This window comes from Pseudomonas sp. NBRC 111138, assembly GCF_001320835.1.
Taxonomy (GTDB): domain Bacteria; phylum Pseudomonadota; class Gammaproteobacteria; order Pseudomonadales; family Pseudomonadaceae; genus Aquipseudomonas; species Aquipseudomonas paracarnis.
In genome coordinates this window covers 47,840-70,916 of the sequence record NZ_BCBO01000088.1, presented here as the reverse complement: position 1 = coordinate 70,916, position 23,077 = coordinate 47,840, and the positions used below count along the sequence as shown (strand labels likewise).

Below are 23,077 nucleotides of genomic sequence, written 5' to 3'. Positions count from 1 at the left end.
ATGGCCTTCTCCACGCAAGACAGTGATGAGGTGCTGAGCGAGATCAACGTCACGCCGCTGGTGGACGTGATGCTGGTGCTGCTGGTGGTGTTTATCGTCACCGCGCCGCTGTTGACCAACTCGATCCCGATCAACCTGCCCAAGGCCCAGGCCGTGGCGCCGGTTGAGCAAAAGGACCCGCTGGTGGTGAGCATCGACGGCGCCGGCAAATTGTTTATCAACAAGGACGAAATCCAGCCGGATCTGCTGGAGTTCAACCTGCAGGCGGCGAAGGCCAAGGACCCCGATGTGCGGGTGCAACTGCAGGCTGACGATGGAGTGAACTACGGCGAAGTGGCACGAGCCATGGCGTCGATTGAGCGTGCGGGCATCACCAAGTTGTCGGTGATCACTGCACGTTAGTTTCAAAAAGTCTCGACAGTTTTTGGGCCGCTTTCCTTGGCAGGGTGCGGCCCTTTTTTTATCTAAGCATTGCATGTTTACAGATGTTGCACAGGAAAAGAATTTACATGTATCCGAGCGTGCAATTCTCGGCTGCATGCTTATTCTGGTCGGCGCATAGAGTGATTTAATTAATGGAGTAATTGCATGTCTATACGCGTTCCTGTCCAAGTCGTGAATACGTTCGTTAATCCCCATTTAACGGTTGAAAAGCCTGAAGAAAAGCCTGCGGTAATGGCATCTTCGAACGATCGTATGGCCGGCCTGAGACATCCATCAGCCTGTATTTTGCCCACGCTGGCTGACTATAAGAGAAAACAGAGTTTACTGCAGGGCGCTGAAGCAAGCCCTACGCCAGGAGGTGGGAGCAACTCGGCATTCAAAAAAAATACTCGTTTAGAATCTTATATCAGCAAGCAAACCGCCGACTTTGTAACGCCCGAAAAAGAAATTTCCACTATTTTATCTGCAAAGATAAAGCAGCAATGGGGTGTGGATATTGATCCAGATAAAACCTATCTGGTGACATTTAAAGATGACAGTGAGGATGAAAAAGAGGTGGTAGAAAAAATCACCCTGACACAAGCGGCATTGAAAAACAGGCAAGATGTAACAATTAAGAAAGATGAAAGCTGGTTTGTAAAGATTGGCAAGTACTTTTCGCCAGCGATATATATTTACAACCAGATTGACGGTTGGGTGCAGGAAGCAAACACTCGACAAGGTATTTATCGGGAGCCCAGTGCGCCGGGCGATGCCCCCTATAACGACGACACCCGCGTTTCCATACCGGTGGATGACTTCAAGGCATTAGTCTGGGATACAGACCGGACCCAACTGTATAAGAAGACCCTTGATGGGTTTTGGGACAAGCACAGCGAATCTTATACGGCATTGAGTAAAATCTCGTTTGTCAAAGCCATCAATCTGCAGCGCCTGGAAGGGAGCCTTGGCCCTGCCGAGACGGCACTCGCCCAGCGAGCGTTGGGGCCTGTTGCGCAAAAGGATTGGTCCAAGCTGACGGTCCAGGATTTTGAAGGGCCTGCCGTGAAGGACCCGGATCTGGACATCGGCCTGCTGAGCATCAATGGGTTTGAGTCGACCGACTTGATGTGTGTGACCGATCGGAAAACCCAGTTGACGTTGCTTTACATCCCTGGCAACTCCTCGCCAATACATCGCTTCGATAATCCTCAGCAAATGACAACGTGGCTGGCCGGGCAAGCCTCGGACCCCGTAAAGCGCGCGTCCTTGTTGACGCACTTTTCCCTCAAGGATCAAGCTGACAGAACGTTTTCAGACGGCGTACGTCAGACCCTGCAGGGGATGGGAAACTGGTCCGATGCGCAGGCATCAGGCAATGCTTTCCTTGCGAGCCTCAACGGTTGGGTGCCGGATCGTTTCATCGCTGTTGAGCAGTTGCACGGTGATCCTTTCGAAGCGGTCAAGGTTCGGCAAAAAGCACGGTCCTATTCGGACGCCGACAATGCGATTGTCAGTGACGGGGACTACACCAAGAACCAGGTGCTGCATGTCGTGGAAGAGGCTACCAAGGTCGCCATGTTCATGACGCCGCTGGCGCTGGTGATGCCCGAAGTCGCTATAGGGCTGGATGTTTTCTTCCTGGCCGCCGGGGCTGCCCAGACAGGTATCGGTATTGATGATGCCGTCCAGGGAAAAGCAACGGCTTCCGACCGCATTGTGTTTGGCGTGTTGAACGCCGTACCGCCGTTGGCCACTCACGCGGGGGCACCACTGGCGAAAGCGCTGACAGAGAGGATGTCTGGCGGTGGCGTTGCAGCAGGGGTTGATGCTGCAACCCGCACACCCACCCAAGTGACTGAACAAACGCGCCCATTCTTCAGGCCACCACAACGTGTCAATGGGCATATCGGATACCCGATGGGGCCCGTCTCACCTCCAGTGATCCTTGAGGAGGTCAGGGTTCCCATGGATGACGTGAGGCGCATGATCGGGAAAGACTATATGGTTTATGTCGGTCAATACGGTACCAAAGTTACGTATGACGTCGAAGCGGGTCTTTGGCGCGGGCTCCAGGCCAATGGTCAGGTGAACGACATCTTTTATTGGCGTAAAGGTCAAGGACGGTGGCTGGGTGGCACTCAAGCCGAAGCGATTGAGGCCAGTAAAAATGCGCCGGCTTCGATGACAACCAAAGTACTGAAACTACCGAGAATGCCGGTACTGCCGTCCGGCGCTACAGATGTGCCGAAAGTGATCCACTATTTTTGGGCCGGCAATGAAATGCCGGAAAATCTACTCAATAATATTATGGAAAATTCCCGGAAAAGCCCCGGGTATAAATCGATTGTTCACGTTGATGCCAATGACGCGGATACTTTTCAGAAAATACATTCAGCGTTGGATCATAAAGTGGGCGGGCTTGAAGTTCATGATTTAAAGGCCGATGAAAGTTTTCAGGCTCTGAATGCAGGTCAATACGGCGAGATGTATCAGTTTTTCCGTTCAGGGCGCGGGCAGAATTTAGCGGCCTCATCGGACGTCATGCGCGCGGTGCTAATGAAAAAGTACGGTGGCATCTATCTGGATACGGATGATGCACTGACCTTTAATGTGGGCGAGGTCACATTGAAAGCCACGCCCAATGACATCTTGATGAACGTGCCGGTTACTTACGAACCTGCGGACTTCAATGGGTTCAACACCAGTAATTTTGCCAGCCACCCAGACAACCCTGTATTTGACGAGATTCTGGAGACGGCGTATGAGCGATACAAGGCAAACGAAGAATGGTTGAACGCTAATCGTCCCTTTCTGAAGGAAAACTCGACAGCCGCAGAGCGGCAAATTTATAACGAGTATGTAAAGAAAATTTTCGAGATCACTGGGCCGAAAATGTTTGGTGATGTATTGGCGCAAAAAGAATATGGTTTTTTTTCAGAAGTTGAGGAACTGACGGAACTGTTGGAAGCGCGTATTTTACTTCCGCAAGCGTATGCGGAAAAACTTACACAAGTGCGTGATTATTATATGGCGATGAACCATAAGTTCGGAGTTGCTATCGGCTCGGAACACTCTATGCATCATTCTCGCTGAGGTTGGCTCGGTCATTGCGCCGCGGTGGCAGGGGCGCAATGGCCGGTTTTAATGAAGGGCTTGGTAAAAGCAAGTTCTGAAAAGGGCGCAAATTCCTTTTGGTTATTAATAAATTCTTTTTTATTCCTTATTGGTGTGTGAGCCTCGCCCTATACTGACCAGCAACGTTAAACGCTGCAGGAGGGCACACCCATGCACAGCGAGTCGATTCGTTATCTGATCGTGCCGGGCTGGCAAGGATCGCCAGAAGATCATTGGCAAACCCATTGGCAAAACAGCTTGCCCAACAGCGCACGGGTGGAACAGGCCGATTGGCTGACGCCGCGTCGCGAGGATTGGGTCGCCGCACTGGCCGAGGCCATCGCTGCCGACAGCACGCCGGTCATCCTGATCGCTCATAGCCTGGGTTGCATCACCGTGGCCCACTGGGCCGCCACTGCCCCCGTGCACTTCTTGCGGCAGGTACGCGGCGCATTGCTGGTGGCACCGGCGGATGTCGAGCGTCCTGCGTGTGCCCCTGCACTGCGCAATTTCGCCCCTATTCCAACTGACCTGCTGCCATTTCCCAGCCAGGTGGTCAGCTCCGACAACGACAGTGCCGTAAGCGCCCCCAGGGCTCTGGAACTGGCGCGTCAGTGGGGCGCCGAAGCCGGCATCTTGTCGGGCGCCGGGCATATCAATGTGAAGTCCGGCCACCGGCGCTGGGAGCAAGGGTTTGCTTACCTCTATCGCCTGCAACATCGCCTCGAGCACCACGCTCGGCGCAGCGCCTAATATTTTTTCAACGCCCCGTCCCTGAGTGGATTGGGGCGGGAGCCTGCCATGAGTCTGCATGAAACCTTCGGCCAGCCGCTGCTGACCTTTCCCGATGCTGAAAAAAGCCCGTTGAGCATCCGCGCCAAGGCGCTGGTGTTCGTCGACCCACGCTCACGCCAACTGCGTGAAGAGTTGGAAAGCCTTGCGCCGCGCGCCTTACCCGTATTGATTCGAGGAGAAACCGGCAGCGGTAAAGAGTTGCTGGCGCGGCACATCCACCGTGGTAGTGACCGTACTGGCCTGTTTGTCTCGGTCAACTGTGGCGCCATCAGCCCCACCTATGCGGATGCCGAGTTGTTCGGCTATGCCGCCGGCAGTCACAGTGGCGCGGCGAGCAGCCGGGCGGGTTGGTTCGGCTCGGCCAATGGCGGCACCTTGTACCTGGATGAGATCGGCGACTTGCCGCTGCCGATCCAGGTGAAATTGCTCGCGGCTTTGGAAAACCACGAAGTCACCCGTGTGGGTGCCCACCAGCCCAGCCCGGTGGATGTGCGCCTGGTGGCCGCCACCAGTATCGACTTGGCCCAGGCCGTGGCCGTGGGCAAGTTTCACGAGCGTCTGTTCCATTATTTGAGTGAGGGCCGGTTGGACCTGCCGGCGTTGCGCGAGCGGGTGGGGGATATCTTGTCCCTGGCCGAATATTTCCTCGGCATCTACAGCCAGCGCCTGGACCTGCCGGTGCCACTGATCAGCGACGCCGCCCAGCAGGTGCTGGAACACCACACTTGGCCGGGTAATACCCGCGAACTGGAAAACGTCATTCACTTTGCCTTGCTGGTGAGCAGCGGCGATGAAATCTTGCCCGAGCATTTGAACTTGCCAGCGGCGGGTTCGCCGCTGGAGCAAGTGCGACGAATTTTGGCCAGCGCCAGCCCGGCCGAGCAGGAATCGGTGCGTAAATTCCTGTATGAGCAAAATGGAATATCAACGTGAATAAAAGATATTGTTCGGGAATAAAAAATCTAGGTATTGTCCTTTCCACGCCGCGATAGCACTTCGCTGGCACCTCACATAAAAACGGTCGTTAGAAGGACATTGCATGAAAAAGGTTCTGTTGTTTACCGCTCTGGCGGCTGCCCTGACTGCTGGCTTTGCCCAGGCCAACGAGAAACTGGTGGTGGCTGCTACGCCGATTCCCCACGCCGAAATCCTCGAGCTGATCAAGCCGACCCTGGCCAAGGAAGGTGTGGACCTGCAGATCAAAGTCTTTACCGACTACGTACAGCCGAACGTGCAAGTCGCTGAGAAACGCCTGGACGCCAACTACTTCCAGACCCTGCCGTACCTGGAAAACTTCAACAAGGGTAAAGGCACCAATCTGATTACCGTGGTGGGCGTGCACGTTGAACCCTTCGGCGGCTACTCGAAAAAGATCAAGAAAATCGAAGATCTGAAAGATGGCGCCACCGTGGCGATTCCGAACGAAGGCTCCAACAGCGGCCGCGCCCTGTTGCTGCTGCAAAAGGCCGGTGTGATCACCCTCAAAGACCCGACCAACGCCCTGGCCACGCCGAAAGACATCGCCAGCAACCCGAAGAACCTGAAGTTCAAAGAGCTGGAATCGGCCCTGCTGCCACGGGTGCTGGACCAGGTTGACCTCGACCTGATCAACACCAACTACGCCCTGGAAGCTGGCCTGAACCCGGCCAAGGACGCGTTGATCATCGAAGACTCCAAATCACCTTACGTAAACTTCCTGGTGGCCCGCCCGGACAACAAGGACAGCGATGCTATCCAGAAGTTGGCCAAGGCCCTGACCAGCCCGGAAGTCAAAGCTTTCATCGAGAAGAAGTACAACGGCGCGGTGGTGCCTGCGTTCTGATGTAAGCCAAAACCCCCTTCAAGGTTTCAACGCCGACGGCTACTACAGCGTCGGCGTTTTTTTATCTGAAATACAGTCAAAACTGTGCGATTGCTCGTTCCCACGCTCCGCGTGGGAACGTCTCCTGTGACGCTCTGCGTCACGACTTTAGAGCGGACGCAGAGCGTCCTGGGCGGCATTCCCACGCATAGCGTGGGAATGCTCGACAGCTCCCGCAGGGGTTAGGTTTTTGGGTGATATCAATATGCTATTTTGGTATTTAAATTTTGATTTTTATACCTTTAAAGTTCGCGCTAGCTGAAGTTATCCACGTCAGCACGGACTGCGCTCGCGGCATTACCCATGCGGCGATATGGACTGCACATGACCTTCGATTTCGCTTTTATCCTCAGCACGCTGCCGGCGTTTCTCAAGGCCGTGGGTGTGACGCTGCAAGTCGGCCTGATCGCCATTGCCACGTCCTTGCTGGTGGCGCTGATCAACGCTGCGCTGCTGGTGTTTCGCACGCCTTACCTGTCGCGCCTGGTGGCGCTCTATGTGGAGCTGGCGCGTAACACGCCGCTGTTGATCCAACTGTTCTTCGTCTACTTCGCGCTGCCTGCCCTGGGTTTCAATATTTCCGGGTTCTGGGCGGCGATCATCACCATGACCTTTCTGGGCGGCGCCTATCTCACCGAGGTGCTGCGCGCTGGTGTGGAAGCGGTGCCGCTGGCGCAAATCGAGTCGGGCAAGTCCATTGGCCTGTCCGATTGGCAGCTGTTGCGCCATGTGATCCTGCCCCAGGCCGGCATCCTCAGCCTGCCGGCGCTGTTCGCCAATTTCATCTTTCTGCTCAAGGAAACCACGGTGGTTTCCGCCGTGGCGGTGCCGGAAATTCTCTACACCACCAAGAGCTACATCGCCCTCTACTACAAAACCTACGAAATGCTCGCTGTGCTGACGCTGATTTGCGTGCTGTTGTTCTTGCCGTTGTCGCTGTTGCTCAGCCGCCTGGAAAGGAGGCTCCAACATGGCCAGTTCGGGTCTTGAGTTGCTCTGGGTGTCGTTGCCGCAACTGGGCAAGGGCGCTGCGCAAACCCTGTCGATTTCGTTTTTGAGCATCGCCTTCAGTACGGTTGGCGGCGTGCTCTACGGCGTGCTGCGCACTTTGAATAACAAAGCGATCAACGGCGTGCTGCGGGTCTACCTGGAACTGTTCCGCGCCATTCCGGTACTGGTGTGGTTGTACCTGCTGTTTTTTGGCGTGCCGATCTTCTTCGGCCTGAGCATCCCCAGTTTCTGGTGCGCGGTGCTGGTGCTGTCGTTGTGGGGCGCCAGCGAGGTGGGCGAAGTGGTGCGTGGCGCGTTGCATTCGCTGCCCCGTGGCCAGCGCGAAGCGGGCTTGTCGATTGGCCTGTCCGGCCCACAGTTGTACGGCTATGTACTGCTGCCCCAGGCCCTCAAGCGCATGACGCCGCCGACCATCAATGTGTACACGCGCATCATCAAGACTAGCTCCCTGGCGGTGCTGATCGGCGTGGTGGATGTGATCAAGGTCGGCCAGCAAATCATCGAGCGCACCTATGAGTCGGTATTGATCTACGGTGCGCTGTTCCTGTTTTTCTTCTTTATCTGCTACCCGTTGTCAGCCGCCTCCAAGGTGCTGGAACGGCGCTGGGCCCAAGCATGAGCGCATTGATCGAGTTCCAGGGTTTCAACAAATTCTTCGGCGAGGCGCAGGTGCTCAAGGGTATCGACCTGAGCGTGCAACGCGGCGAAGTGGTGGTGATCCTCGGCCCCAGCGGCTGTGGCAAAAGCACCTTGCTGCGTTGTTTGAACGGGTTGGAAGTGGCACACAGCGGCAGTCTGCGGTTCGCCGGCAAAGAGCTGCTGGATAAAACCACCGACTGGCGCCAGGTACGCCAGGACATCGGCATGGTGTTCCAGAGCTACCACCTGTTCCCGCACATGAGCGTGCTCGACAACATCCTGCTCGGCCCGCTCAAAGTGCAAAAGCGCGACCCCCGGGAGGCCCGTGAGCAGGCGGAAAAATTGCTGGAGCGCGTGGGCCTTGCCGACAAGCGCGACGCCTTCCCACGCCAGCTTTCCGGCGGCCAGCAGCAACGCATCGCCATCGTCCGCTCGTTGTGCATGAACCCCCAGGTCATGCTGTTTGACGAAGTCACCGCGGCCCTCGACCCGGAGATGGTCAAGGAAGTGCTGGAAGTGATCCAGGACCTGGCCCGCGATGGCATGACCCTGCTGATCGTTACCCACGAAATGGCCTTCGCCCGCGCCGTCGCCGACCGCGTGGTGTTCATGGAGGCCGGTCGCATCCTCGAACACAACACCCCCGAGGCATTCTTTACGAACCCGCAGACCGCGCGCGCGCAGCAGTTCCTGGAGAAGTTCTCCTTTGTTTCAACACTGCCCAAAAAGATCAAGGAACTGGAGCTGATATGAAAAAGTTACTGCTGCCACTGTTTGCCGTCGCCTTGCTGGCCGGCTGCGATAAAAAGGCCGAAGAGCCGGTAAAACCCGCGGCTGTGAGCTACATCGACAAAATCAAAGCGCGGGACAAGCTGATTGTCGGCGTGTTTACCGACAAGCCGCCATTCGGTTTTGTGGACGAAGCGGGTCGTTATGTCGGCTTCGATACCGACATCGGCCGTCAATTCGCCAAGGACCTGTTGGGCGACGAAAACAAGGTGGAATTTGTCGCCGTGGAACCGGCCAGCCGCATTCCGTTCCTGCAAAGCGACAAGGTCGACCTGATTCTCGCCAACATGACCGTGACGCCTGAACGCAAGGACGCGGTGGACTTCACCAACCCCAACCTGAAAGTCGCGGTGCAGGCTCTGGTGCCGAATGACAGCGCCGTCAAAAGCCTGGATGACCTGGCAACCCGCACGACCATCGTCACCACCGGCACCACGGCGGATATCTGGCTGACCAAGAACCATCCGGACTGGAAGCTGCTCAAGTTCGAGAAGAACTCCGAGTCGCTGCAAGCTCTGTCGGCCGGACGTGGTGATGCCTATGCCCAGGACAACCTGGTGCTGTTCAGCTGGGCCAAGCAGAACCCGGGTTACCGCGTGTTGGAAGAGAAGCTGGGTGATGAAGCGCCGATTGCCCCGGCGGTGAAGAAGGGCAATACCGAGCTGCGTGACTGGGTGAATGCCGAGCTGGCGAAGTTGGGCGAGGAGAAGTTTCTGCTCAAGCTTTATGACCAATATGTGCGAAAAGAACTGAGCGATGACACCAAGCCTGAGAGTGTGATTGTTGAAGGCGGTAAGTGGCAGGGCTGATTGATCACCCCGTCCTTGTAGGAGCGAGCTTGCTCGCGAAGAACGCACAGGCAACGCGGGCTACCAGATAGCGCTGCGTTATCGTTGACGTTTTTCGCGAGCAAGCTCGCTCCTACTCCGGCCAGTGCCAGGCCGGCGCATCCAGCATCCCTTGCCCCACAATCCGTGTCTCCCCCAACACCTTCTCCAACACAATCGAATTACACCCCTCATCCTGCTGCAAGGCCGCAATCAAGCGGCTGGCATGGGACACCACCCACACCTGGCACTGCTTCGACGCCTGGATAATCAAGCGCGCCAGTGCCGGCAACAGGTCGGGATGCAGGCTGGTCTCCGGTTCGTTCAGCACCATCATGGTCGGCGGGCGTGGGGTCAGCAGTGCTGCGATCAGCAGCAGGTAACGCAGGGTGCCGTCCGACAGCTCCGCCGCCGACAATGGGCGCAGTAAGCCTTCCTGATAGAACTCAATGGCAAAGCGTCCGCCCTGCAACGGTTCGATATGCAACCGTGCGCCGGGGAAGGCATCACTGACCGCGTGCTGCAACGCCTCGACATCGCCCACTTCGCGAATCGTCTGTAACGCGGCCGCCAAATCCCGACCGTCGTGATGCAGCACCGGCGTGCGCGTGCCTAATTGCGGCTGGCGTACCGGCGCATCCACATCGCTGCGAAAGTGATCATAAAAGCGCCAGCCACGGATGCTTTCGCGCAGCAGCAACACTTCCGGCGAACCGCGCAGGCTGCCGACCTGATCGAACAGGCTGTGATAGTTGGGCGTGTGTTGGGCCAGCACGTCCCAGGCGCGGCCATCACGGGCGCGTACCATCGGTCCCGAGCGCTGAACCAGCAGGCTGGCCGGGCGATAGAGAGGGCCGGCCCAGATACATTCCTTTTTAATCTCCGGGTCCAGTTTGAACTCGCTGCCGGGAACCGGGATGGGCATGCCCAGGGAGATGGCGTAGCTGAAGTCCTCCCCGGCAAAGCCCAGGCGCAAGCGTTTGACGCCTTGGGCGACCACGGCCTCCACCGGTACTTCGCCATTGCGCATGCGCCGGCTGATGTTTTCCGGCCCGGCCCAGAATGTGGAATCCAGCCCGCCTTCGCGGGCCAGCGCATTGATCACCCCACCCTGGGCAGTTTCGGCCAGCAGGCGCAGGGCGCGATACAGGTTGGACTTGCCGCTGCCATTGGGCCCTGTCACCAGGTTCAGCCGGTCCAGGGGCACCACCAATTTGTTGATCGAGCGGTAATTGGCCACCGCGAGGGTTTTAAGCATGTGTATTTAGTCAGCATGGGAACCATTGGAGTATGGGATCCTCCATGCAGATAAGGAACCCTGATCTAAGCTCACAGTCGCATACACACTTGAACGTCGGCATCACGCAAAAGGAGCCTGCATGGGCGGTCGCACCTCGACATTTATTTTCAGCCTTGGCCTCCTGGCGCTGCTCAGCGGCTGTGGCCAGGACAAAGCCGAGCCCAAGCAGCATTCACGGGTGTTCGTGCAAACCGTGCAGTCGGCGGATTTCGCCGCGGCGGTGACGCTGACCGGTGATATCCAGGCGCGGGTGCAAACCGATCTGTCCTTTCGCGTGGGCGGCAAGATCATCCAGCGCATGGTCGACGTGGGCGACCGCGTCACAGCCAGGCAAGTCCTGGCCAAGCTCGACCCCAAGGACCTGCAAACCAACGTCGATTCGGCCCATGCCCAGGTCGTGGCCGAACAGGCGCGGGTCAAGCAGACCGCCGCCGCCTTTGTGCGCCAGGAAAAACTCCTGCCCAAAGGCTATACCAGCCGCAGCGAATATGACGCCGCCCAGGCCGCGCTGCGCAGCAGCCAAAGTGCCCTGGCCGCCGCCCAGGCGCAGTTGGCCAATGCCCGCGAACAATTGGGCTACACCTCGCTGATTGCCGATGCCCCGGGGATCATCACGGCGCGCCAGGCCGAAGTCGGCCAAGTGGTACAGGCCACCGTGCCGATCTTCAGCCTCGCCCGCGATGGCGAACGTGACGCCGTGTTCAACGTGTATGAGTCCTTGCTGGTGGAGCCGCCGCCCGACGCGCCGATTACGGTGAGCCTGCTGGACAACCCGAGCATCAAGGCCGTGGGCAAAGTCCGCGAAGTCACGCCCGCCGTGGCCGCCAATACCGGCACCGTCCAAGTGAAGATCGCCCTGCAAAGCCTGCCCAAGGGCATGGAACTGGGGTCGGTGGTCAGCGCCACCGCCAATGGCCCGGCCAAGGCGAGCATCGAGCTGCCTTGGTCAGCGCTGACCAAAGACCTCAACGAGCCAGCCGTGTGGCTGGTGGACGGCGAAGGCAAGGCGCAGTTGCACAAGGTCACCGTGGCGCGCTACCTCACCGGCAAAGTGATCATCGGCGAGGGCCTCAAAGGCGGTGAAAAAGTCGTGATAGCCGGTGGGCAATTGCTGCACCCCGGCATGGTCGTCGAGATCGCCCAACCCGGAGCGCAGCCATGAAGCAATTGACGCTCATTGTCGCCGCCAGCCTGTTGCTGATGGCCTGCTCCAAGGAAGAGGCGCCGCCCGAACCCATACGCCCGGTGCTGTCCATGGAAGTGAAGGCTGAAGACCAGGAAAACCTGGGCCGTTTCGCCGGCACCATCCAGGCCCGCTATGAAAGCAACCTGGGTTTCCGTGTGCCGGGCCGCATCGCCCGTCGCGCTGTGGATGTCGGCGCCGAAGTGGAGAAGGGCGCCCTGCTCGCCGTGCTTGACCCCACCGACCAGCAGAACCAATTGCGCGCTGCCCAGGGCGACCTGGCGCGCGTACAGGCGCAGTTCATCAACGCCCAGGCCAACGCTCGGCGGCAACAGGAGCTGTTCAACCGTGGCGTCGGCGCCCAGGCCCAGCTGGATGTGGCCCAGACCGACCTGAAAACCACCCAGGCGACCCTCGACCAGGCCCGTGCTTCGGTCAACCAGGCCAAGGATCAGCTCAACTACGCCGAACTGCGCACCGACCATGCCGGCATCGTCACCGCCTGGAATGCCGAGGCCGGCCAAGTAGTCAGCGCCGGCCAGCAAGTGGTGACCCTGGCCCGTCCGGACATCAAGGAAGCGGTGATCGACCTGCCCGCCGGCCTGGCTGAACGCTTGCCTGCCGATGTGGTGTTCCTCGTCGCCGGCCAACTGGACCCCAGCGTGCACACCACTGCCGTGGTGCGTGAGATCGAGCCTCAGGCCCAAAGTGCCACGCGCACCCGTCGCGCACGCCTGAGCCTGGCCGAAACCCCGCCGGCGTTCCGCCTGGGCACGGCAATCAGCGTGACTTTGAGCACCGCCATCGCCCCGCGTATCGAACTGCCCCTGAGCGCCTTGCAGGAAGTCGACGGCAAGACCCGTATCTGGCTGCTCGACACCCAGAGCCAGACCGTGCAACCCCGCGAGGTCACGGTTATCAGCCGTGATGCTCACAGCGCCTTGCTCAATGGCAGCGTCAAACCCGGCGAGCACATTGTCACCGCCGGCGTGAACAGCCTGAAACCTGGGCAAAAAGTCAAAATCGACGAGGACAGCCCGCGATGAAAGGGAGCTTCAACTTATCCGACTGGGCCCTCAAGCATCAGTCCTTCGTCTGGTACCTGATGTTCGTCGCGCTGCTGATGGGCGTGTTCTCGTACATGAACCTGGGCCGTGAAGAAGACCCGTCGTTCACCATCAAGACCATGGTGATCCAGACCCGCTGGCCGGGCGCGACCCAGGAAGAAACCCTCAAGCAGGTCACCGACCGCATCGAGAAAAAACTCGAGGAACTCGACTCCCTCGACTACGTGAAAAGTTACACCCGGCCCGGCGAGTCCACAGTGTTCGTGTTCCTCAAGGACACCACCAGTGCCAAGGCCATCCCGGAGATCTGGTACCAGGTTCGCAAGAAGATCGACGACATCCGCGGCACCTTCCCCCAGGGTTTGCAGGGGCCGTCGTTCAACGATGAATTCGGTGACGTGTTCGGCTCGGTGTATGCCTTTACCGGCGATGGCCTGTCGATGCGTCAGCTGCGTGATTACGTGGAGCAGGTGCGCGCCGAAATCCGTTCGGTACCGGGGCTGGGCAAGGTCGAAATGATCGGCCAGCAGGACGAAGTGATCTACCTGAATTTCTCCACGCGCAAACTCGCGGCCCTGGGGATTGATCAGCGCCAGGTCGTGCAAAGCCTGCAATCGCAGAATGCGGTAACGCCGGCCGGGGTGATCGAGGCTGGGCCGGAGCGGATTTCGGTGCGCACCTCCGGGCAGTTCGCCTCGGAGAAAGACTTGGCCAACGTCAACCTGCGCCTCAATGACCGTTTCTACCGGCTGGCGGATATTGCCGACATCAGCCGTGGCTATGTGGACCCGGCGCGGCCGATGTTCCGCTTCAACGGCAAACCGGCGATAGGCTTGGCCATCGCCATGCAGAAGGGCGGCAATATCCAGTCGTTCGGCAAGGCCCTGCACGGGCGCATGGACGAGCTGACCGCCGACCTGCCGGTGGGCGTCGGCGTGCACAAGGTGTCCGACCAGGCCGAAGTGGTGGAAGAAGCCGTCGGCGGGTTTACCAGCGCGTTGTTCGAGGCGGTGATCATCGTGCTGGTGGTGAGCTTTATCAGCCTCGGCATGCGCGCCGGGTTGGTGGTGGCGTGCTCGATTCCGTTGGTGCTGGCGCTGGTGTTCGTGTTCATGGAATACAGCGGCATCACCATGCAGCGCGTGTCGCTGGGCGCATTGATCATCGCCCTCGGCCTGCTGGTGGATGACGCGATGATCACCGTGGAGATGATGATCACGCGCCTGGAAAAAGGCGAAACCAAGGAACAGGCGGCGACATACGCCTATACCTCCACGGCCTTCCCGATGCTCACCGGCACGCTGGTGACCGTGGCCGGCTTCGTGCCGATTGGCCTCAACGCCAGTTCGGCGGGCGAGTACACCTTTACCTTGTTCGCGGTGATTGCCGTGGCGATGCTGGTGTCGTGGGTGGTGGCGGTGCTGTTTGCGCCGGTGATCGGCGTGCATATCCTCAGCGCCAATGTGAAACCGCACAACGCCGAGCCGGGGCGCATTGGCCGTGCCTTCAATGGCGGCATGCTGTGGGCCATGCGCAACCGTTGGTGGGCGATTGGTATCACCGTGGCGCTGTTCGTGGCCTCGGTGTTTTCCATGCAATTTGTGCAGAACCAGTTCTTCCCGTCGTCGGACCGTCCGGAAATTCTCGTCGACCTGAACCTGCCGCAAAACGCCTCGATCAACGAGACGCGCAAGGCCGTTGACCGCCTCGAAGCGATCATCAAGGACGACCCGGACATCGCCCGGTGGAGCACCTACATCGGCCAGGGCGCGATCCGTTTCTACCTGCCGCTGGACCAGCAGTTGGAAAACCCCTACTACGCGCAACTGGTGATTGTGAGCAAGGGCCTGGAAGAGCGTGGCGCCCTGATCGCCCGCCTGCAACAACGCTTGCGCGATGATTTTGTCGGTATCGGCAGCTACGTGCAGCCGCTGGAAATGGGCCCGCCGGTAGGGCGGCCGATCCAGTACCGCGTGTCCGGCAAAGACATCGACCAGGTGCGCAAACACGCCATTGAACTGGCGACCTTGCTGGATCAGAACACCCACCTGGGCGAGATCATCTACGACTGGAACGAGCCGGGCAAAGTGCTGCGCGTCGACATCGCCCAGGACAAGGCGCGGCAACTGGGGCTTTCGTCGGAAGACGTGGCGCAGTTGATGAACAGCGTGGTCAGCGGCGCGGCGGTGACCCAGGTGCACGACGATATCTACCTGATCAACGTGGTCGGCCGCGCCGAGGATGCCGAGCGCGGTACGCCGGAAACCTTGCAGAACCTGCAGATCGTTACGCCCAACGGCACCTCGATTCCATTGCTGGCCTTTGCTACGGTGCGTTACGAACTGGAGCAGCCGCTGGTCTGGCGTCGTGACCGCAAGCCGACGATTACCATCAAGGCCGCGGTGCGCGATGAGATGCAGCCGACCGACCTGGTCAAGCAATTGGCGCCGACCATCGAGAAATTCAGCGAAGGCTTGCCGGTGGGCTATAAAGTCGCCACCGGCGGTACCGTGGAGGAGAGCGGCAAGGCCCAGGGGCCTATCGCCAAGGTGGTGCCGTTGATGCTGTTCCTGATGGCCACCTTCCTGATGATCCAGTTGCACAGCGTGCAGAAGATGTTCCTGGTGGCCAGCGTCGCGCCACTGGGGCTGATCGGCGTGGTGCTGGCGTTGATCCCCACGGGCACGCCCATGGGCTTCGTGGCGATTCTGGGGATCCTGGCGCTGATCGGCATCATCATCCGCAACTCGGTGATTCTGGTCACACAGATCCACGAGTACGAAGAGGCCGGCTACACGCCGTGGGATGCGGTGGTGGAAGCCACCGAACACCGGCGTCGACCGATTCTGCTGACGGCTGCGGCGGCGAGCCTGGGCATGATCCCGATTGCACGAGAGGTGTTCTGGGGGCCGATGGCCTACGCGATGATTGGCGGGATCATCATTGCGACGTTGCTGACGTTGCTGTTTCTGCCGGCGCTGTATGTGGCCTGGTACAAGATTCGCGAGCCGAAACAGGAACATCAGCCACAACAGGATTAATTCTGTAGGAGCGAGCTTGCTCGCGAAAAACGTCAACGATAACGCGTGCTTCCTGAGTAAACGCGGCGCCTGTGAGTTTTTCGCGAGCAAGCTCGCTCCTACAAAAGAGCCTTAACTGACTGAGGCTGTGTGAAGCTTCTGAAAAATCCCGACGTCGTCCTGGCTGACCCTTGCATGTTGTACCCTCTGGTCCTCATTCCAAACCCAGGTCGGTCCTCATGCAGTGCCTGCGTTTCACCTTGCTGTTTTGCGCGTTGCTCCTTGCACCGCCTGCCTTCGCCGCCACCGTACTGGAAAACGCCTTGTGGCGCGTCGAACTCGACCCCGCCACCCTGGCGCTGCGCGTGACACCCGCAGGCCAGGCTTCGGTGCAGGCATCCAGCGGTGTGGCCGCGCATGCCGTCAGCCAATTGCAAAACACGCCTGACCAAGCCACTTGGCAATGGGACAACGGCGCCTATCGCCTGAGCGCCCGCCTGCAACAGCGTGACCTGGCCCTGACCATCAACGCCCGCGAGCCCGGTGAACTGGCCCTGCTGCGCCAGCCTGCCGAGGCCGTGGGGCGAGGGTTGATCTGGCCCTTGGCCGAGGGGCATTACGTGCCTGCCGGCAATGCGATCTGGAAGGCGTTTCTGCTGGAGCGGGGTGAGCTCAATACCACCCAGGACCTGAGCCTGCCGCTATGGGGCGTGGATCACGGTGCCTTCACGTTGAACTGGCTGTTGACCAACCCCTACAACAACCGCCTGCAATGGCAAGTCGACGGCAACGGCCTGGCCCTCTCCGCGGCCCATGAATTCACCCCGCTGGCGCCCGACGCGCCGATGACGCTGCGCCTGTCCCTGGGCGATGCCGACCCGTTGGCTGGCGCCAAGCGCTACCGCCAGTGGCTGGTGGAGCAGGGCCGTTATGAGCCGTTGGCGGACAAGCTGCGGCAAACACCCGAAGCCCAGAAGCTGCTGGGCGCCAGCCATGTGTACCTCTGGGACAACGGCCTGCTGGCTTTGGGCGATGTGCGTGATTGGCCCAAACTGATCAAACGGCTGCGCAGTCATGAACTCAAGACGCTGATGGACAAACAGAGCGCACAGTTGCTGGCGCAGTCCACTCCCTTGAATCGCTATGAGCAAACCGTGCTCCTGCGCGGCCTCAACGCAGCGATCAACACCAAGGCCCGACAGGCCTGGCAAGTGCAAGAGCCAGACATGACCCGCCTTGCCGCTCGTTATGGCGAGCTGCGCAGTGAACTGGCCGTGGACTTTGCGGGAGCCTTGAGTGACAGCCCGCAAACCTGGGGCAGTAGCACTATTCAAACCCTGCGCGACGCCGGGCTGCAGCGTCTGTTGCTGACCTTGGGCGAAGGTTGGGAGGGTGGCCTCTGGCATCCCGAAGCGATTCGCGCGGGGGTGGAAGCCGGTTTTCTGATGGCGCCTTACGACTCCTATGAAACGGCCCTGTCCGCCACGGAAAACCCCGATTGGACCACTGCCCACCTGGGCGCCAAGGCCTATCGCGACTGCGCGATCGTGTTGAAAGACGGCAAGCTGAAAACCGGTTTCCAGAAGTCCGGCCATTACACCGACCCGCGTTGCGTGCGGCCGCTGCTGGAGGCGCGGGTGAAGGCGGTACACGCCAAGGCTGGCTTCAATGCCTGGTTTCTCGATGCCTACGCCACCAGCATGCTGTTCGACAGCTATCGCAGCAACGCCAGCATGACCCAGGCACAAAACGCCGAAGGCAATATCGACGCCTCCCGCTGGATCAACACCGTGCCGAAGCTGGTCACAGGCTCGGAAGACGGCAACGCGATCACCGCCCAGGGCATCCTGTTTGCCCACGGCATGCAGACCCCGGTGATCGGCTGGGGTGACCGCGAGATGACCCAGGACCCGCAGTCGCCGTACTTCGTAGGCAACTGGTACCCCACGGAGCAACCGGCGGTGTTCTTCAAATCGGTGCCGTTGAAGGAGCCGTTTCGCACGCTGTATTTCGAACCGACGATGCGCCTGCCGTTGTATCAGGCGGTGTTCCACGGCTCGGTGATCACCACCCATCATTGGCTGTTCGACAGCCTCAAACTGAGCAATGTGCAGGGCGACAATGAACTGACCCAACTGCTCTACAACGTGCCGCCGCTGTACCACCTCAGTGCGGCGACGCTCAAGGCGCGGCTGCCGATTATTCAGCGCCAGGACCGCTTCTTCCGGCCGTTGCACCAGCGCTTGGCGACCCAGGAAATGACTGGTTTCCGTTGGCTGACGGTGGACAAACAGCTGCAGCAAACCACCTTCGCCGATGGAACGCGGCTGGTGGCGAATTTCTCGGCGGTGGAAAAACAGGGGTATGCCGGGCGCAGTGTGACGGTGCTTGTGGAGGGGGAGGAGCCGGTGGTGTATCAGGTGAAATAACGCTGCCCGTTACGGCGCCATCGCGGGCAAGCCCGGCTCCCACAGTGAAATGCATTCCAAAGGTGGGAGCTGGCTTGCCTGCGATGAGGCCGGAACAGGCGATGCAGCACTAAACTTTACGCCACACACTCGCCAACCAAGGCTGCTGTTCCCGCGGCAACCCGGCCGGCCGGTAGTAATGCTCCAGCTCTTCAAACCCAGCCGCAGTCAGCAAGGCCTGCCACGCCTGCAGGTCGTGATAAGAGCCATACCGCGGCCCATTCCAGCCCTCTTGGTTCTCGCCCCGAGGGTTGGAGCTGAACAGCACGCCTCCAGGTTTCAACGCGCCATGCAGCTCTTTGAGCACGCGCGGCAGTTCCTGCCTGGGAATATGAAACAGCACCGCATTGGCAAACACCCCGTCAAAGCGCGCAGCGGGCAGGTCCAGCTTGAGAAAGTCCTGCTGCAACACTTCACAGCCGCTGTCTTCGCGGGCCATCTGCGCAAAACGCTCGGAGCCATCCAGGCCAACGGCGATATGCCCCATGCGCGTAAACGTCTGCAAATCCCGCCCTGGCCCACAGCCGAAATCCAGCACAGTGAATGGCGGCGTGCCCTGGATATGCCGCAACAGCGCGTCGATGTTCTGGCTCACATCGTGATCGCGGGTGCCTTCACGGAAGTCTTCGGCCACCTTGTTGTAGTGGCCCAGGGTGGTGGAGGTGATCTGGTTGAGGTCGTCGGGAGCAAGTTTCATGGCATGGCGCACGGCTGCGGCTGAGGTACGGGGACTATACCCCGGCCCATTCATCAGTTGAAAACCGTGTATCCGCTGTAGGGCGCTTCACGGCGGTCGCAGTGCGCGCATCCGACAGACCGCCACAGGAAATTGTGGGTAAGATTCGGCCCTAATTTGCAGAGGGTTATACATCCATGGAAGAGGAAAAACGTTCACCCGTTGGCGACAACACCGCGCCGAACAAGGTCGACCAATACGCCACGAGATTGAGCAATGGCCTGTTGTGGCTCAATGAGCGTGCCTGGCCGCTGACGGTGGGGGTTCTCTCGGTGGCGGGCCTGTACCTGTACCAGTACATCCAGGTGGAAAAGGTGCCGCTGAGTATCCTGTCGGCGTCGGCGTTCACTGCCTTGCCGGCTATGTTCGCCATGTTGGTATTTGTGATCGGCATGATGGGTGCATCGATCCTGGTGCCCACGTTCATCTTGTTCACGCGCCTGAACGGCACCGGTGTGCGCCTGAGTGATCAACTCAATCTCAGCCCGCAGTCGCCGCAAGAGACGGCCCAGCACAGGAGGTTACTGGGACATTGGGCGGCCAGCCTGTTGGTGATGTTTGTGTTCTGGATGTCCGCCGTGTACCTGTCCGTGAACGCCGAAAGTGGGTTGTTGCTCACGCTCAGTTGGATCGTGGCGATCATGGCGGCGGTAGTAGCTTATGTCGGCATTATCATTCGTGCGCGTCCCGCCGATGTTGCCCTGCGTGAGTTGTCCGGCGAGTTCTGGCTGGCCAGTGCTGGCGCCGGGGTCGTTCAAATGGTGGTCATTCTGATGGTGACGGTGCCGGTCTCCCGCGCCTTCAGCGAGTACTCCGACAGCGCCGTGTTCTTTGCGCCGTTCATGGCCGCCGAAATGGCCGTGCTGTTCCTGATCCAGGGGAGCGCCGCCTGCTTGGTGGTGCGCATGCGCGTCCAGAAAAACCCGGTGGCGTTCGCCTCATTGGTGGCCTTTGCGCTCATCGTTTTACTCGGGCTGATCCCGGCGAGCGGGGCCAAGTTGGGTGGCCTGCCGCTGCAAGGCTCCGCCTCGGGAGGGCGTGTTTGTACCTTGATGACCTGGGCGGCAGAGGCCAAGGTCCCCGGCGCGCTGGTAGACGCCGACAACCCCAAGCGCAGCGTAAAACTGCGAGTGATGGCCGACTCGGATGGCAGCTACATCGTGCGGCCCTGGCAGGCCAAGGAAAAAACCATCACCTTCGTGCCCCGTGCCAGCGTTGCCCAATTGGATGAGTGCCCGTGACGTCAGCGCTTGTTCAATACCCGCGCCAATCGGTCCCCGCTCAGCTGGATCACCGCCACTAGCACCACCAGCAGCACAATCACCGTGAGCATGATCTGCGTATCGAAGCGCTGGTAGCCATAGCGGTAGGCAATATCGCCCAGGCCACCGGCGCCGATCGCCCCGGCCATGGCCGATGAGTTGATCATGGTCACCAGGGTGATGGTGAAGCCGCCGACGATGCCGGGTAACGCCTCTGGCAACAGCACATGCCAGATGATGTGCCAGCGGCGGCAACCCATGGCCTGCGCGGCTTCGATCAGGCCATGGTCGACCTCGCGCAGGCTGACTTCGGCGATGCGTGCAAAGAACGGTGTGGCGGCGATGGTTAGCGGTACCACTGCCGCCCAGACGCCATAGGTGGTGCCGACGATCAGGCGCGTGAACGGGATCAGCGCCACCATCAGGATCAGAAACGGAATGGAGCGGAACAGATTCACGAACGCTCCCAGCACGCGGTTAAGGGCCGGTGCCTGGTAGATGCCGCCCTTGTCGCTGGTGACCAGGAAGACCGCCAGCGGAATGCCCACCAGCAGCGCGATCAGCGATGACACCCCCACCATCAACAAGGTGTCGATGGCGCCCTGCACTAAACGATCAAACCACATAGCCCAGCACCTCCACCTGTTGTGCCCAATTGGCCGCGCGTTTGCGCAGTTCTTCGGCGTTGTGCGGCGATCCATTCACCGCCAGCAGCAGTTGCCCCAAGGCATGCCCCTGGATGCGTTCCACGCCGCCTTGCAGTAAACGCACACGGCCGCCGAGGGCACTGAACAGTGCCGCGAGGTCTGGCTCCAGGGTGTCGCTGCCGGCGAACTGCAGGCGCAGCACCAGTGCGGCGTCGGCCGAGGCGGGCGTGGGTTGCAGGCGGCTTTGCAACTCTGGCGGCAAGCCGTGTTGCAGCGGTGCGAGCAGGGTCTTGCTGACCTCATGTTGCGGATCGCCAAACACCTGCCACACCGGGCCCTGCTCGACGATACGCCCGTGCTCCAGCACCACCACGCGGTCGCAGATGTCGCGGATCACCGCCATCTCATGGGTGATCAGCACGATGGTCAGGCCCAGGCGCTGGTTGATCTCGCGCAGCAGGCCGAGGATCGACTGGGTGGTTTCCGGGTCGAGGGCCGAGGTGGCTTCGTCGCACAGCAGAATCTCGGGGTCGTGCACCAGCGCGCGGGCGATGCCGACGCGCTGTTTCTGCCCGCCGGACAGCTGCGCCGGGTACGCCTTGTGTTTGTCTTGCAGGCCTACCAGCTCCAGCAGTTCATGCACCTTTCGTGCGCGTTGTGCCTGGGGTACACCGGCGACCTTGAGCGGCAACTCGACGTTCTGCCACACGGTCTTGGCCGACATCAGGTTGAAGTGCTGGAAGATCATGCCGATGCGTCGCCGCAGCGCCACCAGGTGGTCTTCATCGAAGCTGCCGATGTCCACCTGGTCGATCAGCACCCGTCCGCTGCTGGGTTGTTCCAGGCGGTTGATGGTGCGGATCAGCGATGACTTGCCGGCGCCGCTGCGGCCGATGATGCCGAACACTTCGCCACGCTGGATCGCCAGGTCAATGCCTTGCAGCGCATGCACCGTGCCGTCATAGGTTTTGCCCAGGTTGATGAACCGCACATGGGCGCGGTTCAAGTCCGGGTGCAGTTCAGTCTGTTCGGCGTGGCTGGGCGCAGGGGCCAGATCGTGCAATCGGGCGTTGGCGGCACTCATGGTTTAGCTTCCCAACCGACCTGGTAGAGCTTGCCGAGGGACTTGTCCAAGGCCGCACGCACCACTGGCGAGTGTTGGTAGATATCGACGAACTTGATCACCCGTGGGTCGGTTTTGCTCTTGGGCTGGATGACGAACTGAATCACGTATTCCGGATGATCGAGGCCGTCGAACAACAGTGCCGACTCGGCATCGAAGGTCTTGGACAGGCGGATGTACGCCGGGTAGCCCTGCACCAGATCGGCGTCGTCATAGGCGCGCACCAGTTGTACCGCTTCCACTTGCAGGATCTTGATGTTTTTCGGGTTGGCGACGATGTCTTCTTCGGTGGCCTTGTAGCCCACACCCGGCTTGAGGGTGATCAGCCCGGCCTTGGCCAGCAGTTGCAGGCCGCGACCACTGTTGATCGGGTCGTTGGCAATCGCCACGCTGGCGCCTGCGGGCAGCTCGTTGAAGTTTTTGTACTTTTTCGAATACAGCCCGACGTTATTGATGATGCCTGGCGCATACGGCACCAGGTCAAACCCGGCGGCGGCCTTGGCGTTTTCCAGGAAGGGAATGTGCTGGAAGTAGTTCACGTCGATATCGCCGGCGGCGAGGCTGACGTTGGGCGCGATCCAGTCGGTGAACTCCACCAGTTCGACCTTCAGGCCCTGCTTGCCGGCCTCTTCTACGGCGGCTTCCAGCGGAATGGCGAAGGCAGCGGTGGTGCCGATTTTCAGCGGGGCGTCGGCGGCAAATACCGCCGAGCTGAATAAGCCGAAGGCCAGGGCCAGTGCTTTGACTGGGTGGTTTAGGAATGTCTTTTTCATAGTGGTTTTCCAGTCATAAGGTCTTAGGTAGCGAGA

General features: G+C 59.8%; 19 protein-coding genes. 14 read left to right on the top strand and 5 right to left on the bottom strand.

Annotation, left to right across the window (positions count from 1 at the left end):
• The 9 genes from APH41_RS17370 (at position 1) to APH41_RS17330 (ending at position 9,444) form a co-directional block, all read left to right on the top strand.
• Positions 1-402, top strand: a complete 402-nt coding sequence (locus APH41_RS17370; RefSeq protein ID WP_054920319.1) for a biopolymer transporter ExbD — start codon at positions 1-3, stop codon at positions 400-402.
• Between the two features lie 186 nt (positions 403-588).
• Positions 589-3,519, top strand: a complete 2,931-nt coding sequence (locus tag APH41_RS17365) for a glycosyltransferase family 32 protein (protein ID WP_156359063.1) — start codon at positions 589-591, stop codon at positions 3,517-3,519.
• A gap of 192 nt (positions 3,520-3,711) precedes the next feature.
• Positions 3,712-4,293: an alpha/beta hydrolase gene (locus APH41_RS17360; RefSeq protein ID WP_034125468.1), complete on the top strand. Its 582-nt coding sequence runs from the start codon at positions 3,712-3,714 to the stop codon at positions 4,291-4,293.
• Positions 4,294-4,341: 48 nt separating this feature from the next.
• Positions 4,342-5,268, top strand: coding sequence for a sigma 54-interacting transcriptional regulator (locus APH41_RS17355; protein ID WP_054920316.1), 927 nt, complete (start codon positions 4,342-4,344; stop codon positions 5,266-5,268).
• 106 nt (positions 5,269-5,374) lie between these two features.
• Positions 5,375-6,157 (top strand): MetQ/NlpA family ABC transporter substrate-binding protein, encoded by a 783-nt coding sequence (locus tag APH41_RS17350; RefSeq protein WP_054920313.1) that lies wholly within the window; start codon positions 5,375-5,377, stop codon positions 6,155-6,157.
• A gap of 363 nt (positions 6,158-6,520) precedes the next feature.
• Positions 6,521-7,186, top strand: a complete 666-nt coding sequence (locus APH41_RS17345) for an amino acid ABC transporter permease (protein ID WP_003187615.1) — start codon at positions 6,521-6,523, stop codon at positions 7,184-7,186.
• Complete coding sequence (locus APH41_RS17340; RefSeq protein WP_034125471.1) at positions 7,167-7,826, top strand: amino acid ABC transporter permease; 660 nt, start codon at positions 7,167-7,169, stop codon at positions 7,824-7,826. The genes APH41_RS17345 and APH41_RS17340 overlap by 20 nt, the downstream gene beginning before the upstream one ends.
• Entirely contained in the window at positions 7,823-8,599 is a 777-nt protein-coding gene (locus tag APH41_RS17335) for an amino acid ABC transporter ATP-binding protein (RefSeq protein WP_034125472.1), read from the top strand. Before APH41_RS17340 ends, APH41_RS17335 begins: the two co-directional genes overlap by 4 nt.
• Complete coding sequence (locus APH41_RS17330; RefSeq protein WP_034125473.1) at positions 8,596-9,444, top strand: transporter substrate-binding domain-containing protein; 849 nt, start codon at positions 8,596-8,598, stop codon at positions 9,442-9,444. Before APH41_RS17335 ends, APH41_RS17330 begins: the two co-directional genes overlap by 4 nt.
• 112 nt (positions 9,445-9,556) lie before the next feature.
• Here the strand turns inward: APH41_RS17330 and APH41_RS17325 are convergent, their stop codons facing one another.
• Entirely contained in the window at positions 9,557-10,720 is a 1,164-nt protein-coding gene (locus APH41_RS17325; RefSeq protein ID WP_054920311.1) for an AAA family ATPase, read from the bottom strand.
• A gap of 121 nt (positions 10,721-10,841) precedes the next feature.
• Here APH41_RS17325 and APH41_RS17320 point away from each other — a divergent pair, with 121 nt between their 5' ends.
• The 4 genes from APH41_RS17320 (at position 10,842) to APH41_RS17305 (ending at position 18,461) form a co-directional block, all read left to right on the top strand.
• Entirely contained in the window at positions 10,842-11,924 is a 1,083-nt protein-coding gene (locus APH41_RS17320) for an efflux RND transporter periplasmic adaptor subunit (RefSeq protein WP_054920309.1), read from the top strand.
• On the top strand, positions 11,921-12,991 hold the full coding sequence (locus tag APH41_RS17315) for an efflux RND transporter periplasmic adaptor subunit (RefSeq protein ID WP_054920307.1): 1,071 nt from the start codon (positions 11,921-11,923) through the stop codon (positions 12,989-12,991). Before APH41_RS17320 ends, APH41_RS17315 begins: the two co-directional genes overlap by 4 nt.
• Complete coding sequence (locus APH41_RS17310) at positions 12,988-16,053, top strand: efflux RND transporter permease subunit (protein ID WP_032894148.1); 3,066 nt, start codon at positions 12,988-12,990, stop codon at positions 16,051-16,053. Before APH41_RS17315 ends, APH41_RS17310 begins: the two co-directional genes overlap by 4 nt.
• A gap of 218 nt (positions 16,054-16,271) precedes the next feature.
• Positions 16,272-18,461 (top strand): glycoside hydrolase, encoded by a 2,190-nt coding sequence (locus APH41_RS17305; protein ID WP_054920305.1) that lies wholly within the window; start codon positions 16,272-16,274, stop codon positions 18,459-18,461.
• A 109-nt stretch (positions 18,462-18,570) separates the two neighbouring features.
• Here APH41_RS17305 and APH41_RS17300 read toward each other — a convergent pair whose 3' ends face one another.
• Positions 18,571-19,197, bottom strand: a complete 627-nt coding sequence (locus tag APH41_RS17300; RefSeq protein ID WP_034125479.1) for a bifunctional 2-polyprenyl-6-hydroxyphenol methylase/3-demethylubiquinol 3-O-methyltransferase UbiG — start codon at positions 19,195-19,197, stop codon at positions 18,571-18,573.
• 176 nt (positions 19,198-19,373) lie between these two features.
• Between APH41_RS17300 and APH41_RS17295 the strand changes: the two genes are divergently transcribed.
• Positions 19,374-20,477, top strand: a complete 1,104-nt coding sequence (locus APH41_RS17295) for a hypothetical protein (RefSeq protein WP_054920304.1) — start codon at positions 19,374-19,376, stop codon at positions 20,475-20,477.
• Between the two features lie 2 nt (positions 20,478-20,479).
• Here the strand turns inward: APH41_RS17295 and APH41_RS17290 are convergent, their stop codons facing one another.
• Genes APH41_RS17290 through APH41_RS17280 form a run of 3 tightly spaced genes read right to left on the bottom strand, consistent with a single transcriptional unit; the run spans position 20,480 to position 23,041 of the window.
• On the bottom strand, positions 20,480-21,124 hold the full coding sequence (locus tag APH41_RS17290; RefSeq protein ID WP_003187635.1) for a methionine ABC transporter permease: 645 nt from the start codon (positions 21,122-21,124) through the stop codon (positions 20,480-20,482).
• On the bottom strand, positions 21,114-22,229 hold the full coding sequence (locus APH41_RS17285) for a methionine ABC transporter ATP-binding protein (protein WP_054896666.1): 1,116 nt from the start codon (positions 22,227-22,229) through the stop codon (positions 21,114-21,116). Before APH41_RS17285 ends, APH41_RS17290 begins: the two co-directional genes overlap by 11 nt.
• Positions 22,226-23,041, bottom strand: coding sequence for a MetQ/NlpA family ABC transporter substrate-binding protein (locus tag APH41_RS17280; RefSeq protein WP_054896665.1), 816 nt, complete (start codon positions 23,039-23,041; stop codon positions 22,226-22,228). Before APH41_RS17280 ends, APH41_RS17285 begins: the two co-directional genes overlap by 4 nt.
• Positions 23,042-23,077: the final 36 nt, after the last annotated feature.